This is a genomic window from Streptomyces sp. SID14478, from assembly GCF_010548525.1.
Taxonomy (GTDB): domain Bacteria; phylum Actinomycetota; class Actinomycetes; order Streptomycetales; family Streptomycetaceae; genus Streptomyces.
Genome location: NZ_JAAGMG010000150.1, coordinates 1 through 6,662, shown reverse-complemented (window position 1 = coordinate 6,662; position 6,662 = coordinate 1). Strand labels below are relative to the sequence as shown.

The 6,662-nt window shown below is 70.5% G+C and carries 7 protein-coding genes; 5 read left to right on the top strand and 2 right to left on the bottom strand.

Annotation, left to right across the window (positions count from 1 at the left end; translation table 11 throughout):
- The 5 genes from G3I40_RS06195 to G3I40_RS06175 form a co-directional block, all read left to right on the top strand.
- Window positions 1-426 (top strand): helix-turn-helix domain-containing protein (locus G3I40_RS06195; protein WP_164301151.1); only part of this gene is annotated, 426 nt, incomplete at its 5' end.
- Between the two features lie 130 nt (window positions 427-556).
- Window positions 557-1,399 (top strand): nitrilase-related carbon-nitrogen hydrolase, encoded by an 843-nt coding sequence (locus G3I40_RS06190; protein WP_164301150.1) that lies wholly within the window; start codon window positions 557-559, stop codon window positions 1,397-1,399.
- Between the two features lie 31 nt (window positions 1,400-1,430).
- Window positions 1,431-2,837: a dihydropyrimidinase gene (gene hydA / locus G3I40_RS06185; RefSeq protein WP_164301149.1), complete on the top strand. Its 1,407-nt coding sequence runs from the start codon at window positions 1,431-1,433 to the stop codon at window positions 2,835-2,837.
- Between the two features lie 48 nt (window positions 2,838-2,885).
- The gene (locus G3I40_RS06180; RefSeq protein ID WP_164301148.1) at window positions 2,886-3,905 is read left to right on the top strand and encodes a TIGR03842 family LLM class F420-dependent oxidoreductase; all 1,020 of its coding nucleotides are present in this window, start codon (window positions 2,886-2,888) and stop codon (window positions 3,903-3,905) included.
- Between the two features lie 104 nt (window positions 3,906-4,009).
- Window positions 4,010-5,524 carry an NCS1 family nucleobase:cation symporter-1 gene (locus G3I40_RS06175; RefSeq protein WP_164301147.1) on the top strand — a complete coding sequence of 505 codons (1,515 nt, stop codon included), beginning with the start codon at window positions 4,010-4,012 and terminating at the stop codon, window positions 5,522-5,524.
- 26 nt (window positions 5,525-5,550) lie between these two features.
- On the opposite strand, the gene G3I40_RS06170 is transcribed toward G3I40_RS06175, so the two are convergent.
- On the bottom strand, window positions 5,551-5,727 hold the full coding sequence (locus G3I40_RS06170) for a hypothetical protein (protein WP_164301146.1): 177 nt from the start codon (window positions 5,725-5,727) through the stop codon (window positions 5,551-5,553).
- A 127-nt stretch (window positions 5,728-5,854) separates the two neighbouring features.
- Window positions 5,855-6,662 (bottom strand): ROK family protein (locus tag G3I40_RS06165; RefSeq protein ID WP_164301145.1); only part of this gene is annotated, 808 nt, incomplete at its 5' end.

The following is a 6,662-nucleotide window of genomic DNA, read 5'->3' as shown; positions in this document are numbered from 1 at the left end:
GGCCCTGCCTGCACCGGCTGGGAGGACGTGCCCGAGGGGCTGCGCGAGGCCCTGCACGTCGCCGAGGCCGTCGCCGGAGCGCCGCCGGGGCTGCCCGCCGTCGTCCGCCTCGGCGACGTACGGCTGCGCGGACTGATGCGGCTGCTGCGCGACGACCCGCGCGTCCAGTCCTTCGCGGAACGGGAACTGGACGGCCTGCTGGGCGCCGACGACGCCGCCGAGGGCCTGCTGCCGGTGCTGCGCACCTACCTCGCCACCGGCCGCAACAAGTCCCGCACCGCCCACCTCCACCACATGAGCAGGCCCGCCCTCTACCGCCGCCTGGAGGCCATCGCCACCCTGCTCGGCGCCGACCTCGACGACTTCGAGCAGGCCGCCTCCCTGCACATCGCGCTGCTCGCGCACGACGCCCAGGGCGGGGCGTGACACCGTGCAACGCGGCCGGGCACGGGACGTGACACGGTGCGACTCGGCCGCCGCGGCCGGCATTCCTATCGTCGTGGACACACCGCGCAGCTCCCTGCAGCTCTTTGCAGTTCTCTCAGCCGGAGGTCCGATGAGCCCCGTGATCCGCGCCGCGATCTTCCAGACCGCATGGACCGGCGACAAGGAATCCATGATCAAGGTGCACGAACAGGCCGTTCGTGACGCCGCCGCACAGGGCGCCCAAGTCCTCTGCTTCCAGGAGCTGTTCTACGGCCCCTACTTCTGCCAGGTGCAGGAGGCCAAGTTCTACGAGTACGCCGAGGCGATCCCGGACGGCCCGATCGTGCACCGCTTCCAGGACCTGGCCCGCGAGCACGGCATCGTCCTCGTCCTGCCCATGTACGAGGAGGAACAGCCCGGCGTCCTCTACAACACGGCCGCCGTCATCGACGCCGACGGCAGCTACCTCGGCAAGTACCGCAAGACCCACATCCCCCAGGTCAAGGGATTCTGGGAGAAGTTCTACTTCCGCGGCGGCAACTCCGGCTGGCCCGTCTTCGACACGGCCGTCGGCAAGATTGGCGTCTACATCTGCTACGACCGGCACTTCCCCGAGGGCTGGCGTGCGCTCGGCATCGAAGGCGCGCAGATCGTCTTCAACCCGTCGGCCACCTCCCGCGGCCTGTCCCGCTACCTGTGGCAGCTGGAACAGCCGGCGGCCGCCGTCGCCAACGAGTACTTCGTCGGTGCCATCAACCGCGTCGGCGTCGAGGACCTGGGGGACAACGACTTCTACGGCACGTCCTACTTCGTCGACCCCGAGGGCCGGTTCGTGGGCGAGGTCGCCGACGACAAGGCACCCGAACTCGTCGTCCGCGACCTCGACATGGCGAAACTGCGCGAGGTCCGCGACCGCTGGCAGTTCTACCGCGACCGCGCCCCGCAGGCGTACGAGCCGCTGACCCGCCCGTAAGACGCAAGAACGTACGCACCTGGAGGAGAGCATGAGCGCCGTCCGTACCGTCATCCGCGGCGGTCTCGTCGTCACCGCGGCCGACGAGATGCACGCCGACGTCCTCATCGAGGACGGCCGCGTCGTGGCCCTCGCGGCCAGTGGCAGCAGCGCCGCCGCGTCCTGGACGGACGCGCGCACCATCGACGCCTCGCAGAAGTACGTCATCCCGGGCGGCGTCGACGCCCACACCCACATGGAGATGCCGTTCGGCGGCACCTACGCCGCCGACACCTTCGAGACGGGGACGCGGGCCGCCGCCTGGGGCGGCACGACCACGATCGTCGACTTCGCGATCCAGTCGAAGGGCGGCTCGCTGCGCGAGGGCCTCGACGCCTGGCACGCCAAGGCCGACGGACAGTGCGCCGTCGACTACGGCTTCCACATGATCGTCTCCGACGTGCACGACGAGACGCTCAAGGAGATGGACCTGCTGGTGGGGGAGGGCGTGACCTCCTTCAAACAGTTCATGGCCTACCCGGGCGTCTTCTACTCCGACGACGGGCAGATCCTGCGTGCCATGCAACGGGCCGGTGAGAACGGCGGGTTGATCATGATGCACGCCGAGAACGGCATCGCGATCGACGTGCTCGTGGAGCAGGCCCTCGCGCGCGGCGAGAGCGACCCGCGCTTCCACGGGGAGGTTCGCAAGGCGCTCCTGGAAGCCGAGGCGACGCACAGGGCGATCAAACTGGCGCAGGTGGCCGGGGCGCCGCTGTACGTCGTGCACGTCTCCGCGCGGGAGGCGCTGGCCGAGTTGGCGCGGGCCCGCGACGAGGGGCTCCCCGTCTTCGGCGAGACGTGCCCGCAGTACCTGTTCCTGTCCACGGACAACCTCGCCGAGCCCGACTTCGAGGGCGCGAAGTACGTGTGCTCGACGCCGCTGCGGCCGAAGGACCACCAGGAGGCGCTCTGGCGCGGCCTGCGCACCGACGACCTCCAGGTCGTCTCGACGGACCACTGCCCGTTCTGCTTCACCGGCCAGAAGGAACTCGGCCGGGGCGACTTCTCCAAGATCCCGAACGGCATGCCGGGCGTGGAGAACCGCATGGACCTCCTGCACCAGGCCGTCGTCGACGGGCACCTCACCCGGCGCCGCTGGATCGAGATCGCCTGCGCGACACCGGCCCGGATGTTCGGCCTGTACCCGAAGAAGGGCACGATCGCGCCGGGCGCGGACGCGGACATCGTGATCTACGACCCGGCCGCCGAGCAGACCATCAGCGCCGAGACGCACCACATGAACGTCGACTACTCGGCGTACGAGGGCAAACGGCTCACCGGCCGGGTCGAGACGGTCCTGTCGCGCGGCGAACCCGTCATCACCGAGCGGGAGTTCACCGGGCGTGCCGGCCACGGCGCGTACACCCCGCGCGGCACCTGTCAGTACCTGAACTGAGCAACGTACGGGCACGTACGGATACGTGCGGAACTAAGGGGCTCCCTCATGGATTTCGGACTCGTCCTGCAGACCGACCCGCCGGCATCCGGGGTCGTGGAGTTGATGAAGCGCGCGGAGCGGGCGGGGTTCACCCACGGGTGGACGTTCGACTCGGCCGTGCTGTGGCAGGAGCCGTTCGTCATCTACAGCCGCATCCTCGCCGAGACCGAGCGGCTCGTCGTCGGCCCGATGGTGACCAACCCGGGCACGCGGACGTGGGAGGTCACGGCGTCCACGTTCGCGACGCTGAACGACATGTACGGCAACCGGACCGTGTGCGGCATCGGGCGGGGCGACTCCGCCATGCGCGTCGCCGGGCGGGCGCCGAACACGCTGGCCCGGATCAGCGGTGCGATGAAGGTGATCCGGGCCCTCGGACGGGGTGAGGAGGCCGACCTCGGCGGCACCGTGGTCCGGTTCCCGTGGGTGAGGGAAGGCGCCGAACTTCCCGTCTGGATGGCCGCGTACGGTCCCAAGGCGCTGAAGATGACCGGTGAGGAGGCCGACGGTTTCATCCTGCAGCTGGCCGACCCGTTCCTCACGCAGTACATGGTGAAGGCGGTACGGGACGCGGCGGTCGCGGCGGGCCGCTCGGCGTCGGACGTGAGGATCTGTGTGGCGGCGCCCGCGTACGTCACGGACGACGACTCGCCCGAGGCCCTCGCCCACGCGCGCGAGCAGTGCCGCTGGTTCGGCGGGATGGTCGGCAACCACGTCGCCGACCTCGTGGCCAAGTACGGCGCGCACTCGTCGATGGTCCCCGACGAGCTGACGGAGTACATCAAGGCGCGCGAGGGCTACGACTACGCGCACCACGGCCGCTCCGGGAACCCCGACACGGCGTTCGTGCCCGACGAGATCGTCGACCGGTTCTGCCTGATCGGCCCGGTCTCGGCGCAGGTCGAGAAGGTGCGTGCGCTCCGGGAGCTGGGAGTGGACCAGTTCGCGGTGTACGCGATGCACGACGCGAAGGAGGCGGTGATCGACGCGTACGGCCGGGACGTGATCCCGGCGGTGAACGCATGACCTCCCCTTTAGCAACGCCCGCTCGACGCAAGGAAGTTCACGGCACCCGCATGCCCGCACTGTTTCCCCGTCCCCCTCCATGCCGTCCGTAGAAGGGTCCGCCGATGACCGACACCGCTCCACCACCCGTACCCGCAGCCGCAGTTGAGCTGAAGGCCGGCGCCTATCCCGCCGACAGCCGCTACGCGAACGAGGACCTGCGTCCCGTCCCGCTCGCCGAACGCCGCTGGACCACGTACAACTTCGTCGCGCTGTGGATCGGCATGGCCCACTGCATCCCGTCCTGGACGCTGGCCTCGGGCCTGGTCGCGCTCGGCATGGACTGGAAGCAGGCGGTGCTGACCATCGGCCTGGCGAACGTGATCGTGCTGGTGCCGATGCTGCTCACCGGGCACGCCGGGCCGAAGTACGGCATACCCTTCCCGGTGCTCGCCCGCGCCTCGTTCGGCATCCGCGGCGCGAACCTGCCCGCCATGGTGCGGGCGGCGGTGGCCTGCTGCTGGTTCGGCATCCAGACCTGGATCGGCGGCCAGGGCATCTTCGTCCTGCTGGGCAAGATCTTCGGAGGCTGGGCGGACGCCGGACGGGTCGGCGGCTACCCGTGGACGCTCTGGCTCTGCTTCATCGTCTTCTGGGCCCTCGAACTCGCCCTGATCTACCGGGGGATGGACACGCTGCGCCGCTTCGAGAACTGGGCGGCGCCCTTCGTCCTCGTCGGTGCGGTGGTCCTGCTCGTCTGGATCGCGAACAAGGCGGGCGGCTTCGGCCCGCTCCTCGACGAGCCGTCCAAGGTCGGCTGGGGCGCGGACTTCTGGAAGGTCTTCTTCCCCGGCCTGATGGGCATGATCGGGTTCTGGTCGACCCTGTCGCTGAACATCCCTGACTTCACGCGGTTCGGAAAGGGGCAGCGCGCACAGGTGTGGGGCCAGACGCTCGGACTGCCGACCACGATGACCGTCTTCGCGCTGATGTCGGTGCTGGTGACGGCCGGTTCGGAGCAGGTGTACGGGGCGGCGATCTGGGACCCGGTCGCGCTGGCCGGCAAGACGGACAACGTCTTCGGGCTGCTCTTCGCGCTCCTCACCGTCTTCGTGGCGACGATCTCCGTGAACATCGCGGCGAACGTCGTGTCCCCGGCCTACGACCTGGCGAACCTCGCCCCGAAACTCATCAACTTCCGTACGGGCGCGATCATCACGGGCATCGTGGGCGTCCTGGTCATGCCGTGGAAACTCACCTCCACGCCCGAGCTGTACATCTTCACGTGGCTCGGTGTGGTCGGCGGGCTGCTCGGTACGGTGGCCGGGATCCTGATCGCCGACTACTGGATCATCCGGCGGACCGTGCTGCACCTCGCCGACCTGTACGTGGCCGGGGGCCGGTACTGGTACACCGGCGGCTGGAACTGGCGGGCGGTCACCGCGTTCGTCGTCGGGGGCGTGCTCGCGGTCGGCGGGTCGTACTCGACGCTGGACGCGAAGGGCAACAAGGCGGGACCGTTCCCTACCGACGGCATCATCCCGTTCCTGAAGCCGCTGGCCGACTACGGGTGGGCCGTGGGGCTGGGGGCCGCACTGATCGTGTACGTCGGGCTGACGGCGGGGAGCAAGCGGGACTGAGCCCGGTCGCGCGCGGGCGGCACGGCTCAGTTCGTGCCGCCCGCGCGCACGATGCCTATCGTCGCCCGGGTCTCGCCCTGGCGGGCGGCCGCGCGTTCCGCCGCGCCGGGCTCGCCCGCCTGGCGGCGGTTGACGATGACGACGCAGGCGGCGAGGGCACTCGCCACGCACCCCACCAGGATCACGACTGCTGCCACTCCCATGACTCCCCCTCGGTACTTCCGCTGTCCGGAATCCGTGTTCCGGCGCCTCGGTCCGAGGAGCGTAGGGACGCCCCTGACCTAGAAGCAAGGGATTTGAGGAGTCCCTGAGGTGCGGCGAGGGCGGTGCTCAGCCGGCGCCGCCCGGGTCCTGGTACACGGCGTCGAGCGCCAGGTGCGCGGCGCCGCGGGCCGCCGCAGCGAAGCCGAGAGGAGAGAGCGCGACCTCGCAGCCGCCGCCGTCGGGGGCGATGACCCGGCTTCGCACCACGTCGCGGACGCGGTCGAGCATGAGGTCGCCGATGTGGCTGAAGTAGCCGCCGAGCACGACCAGGCCAGGGTTGAGCAGGTCGGCGAGGAGGGCGATGCCCAGGCCGAGGCCGTCGGCGACACGGTCCACCGCCGCCAGGGTACGGGCGTCACCCGCCTCGGCGCGGCGGTGCAGCTCGGCCAGCCGGACCTCCAACTCGACCCCGCTGTCGTGCACTTCGTCGTCGGGGTCGGCGGCCAAGCGCAGAGCGGCGTCGAGCCCGACCATCGTCTCCCAGCAGCCACGGCGGCCGCAGACACAGGCGCGGCGCTCCGGGTCGAGCGGCATGTGACCGACCTCGCCCGCGAACCCGGCGAAGCCGCGCAGCAGCCTGCCGTCGCTGATGATGCCCGCGCCGATGCCCCGCTCACCCGTGATGCAGACCATGTCGTGCACCTGCGCGTCCTGCACCCGCAGGTACTCGGCGACGGCGCCGAGCTTCGCGTCGTTCTCCACGGTGAGGGGGAGCGCCGGGTGCCCGAGGCGGCCGCGCAGGCCCTCGGCCACGGGGACGTCGCGCCAGCCGAGGGCGGGGGCGTACGCGACGACGCCGGCGGCCGCGTCGACCACACCGGGCACGGCCAGCGTGAGGCCGACCGGACGGACGCCCGCCCGCTCCAGGGCGGTG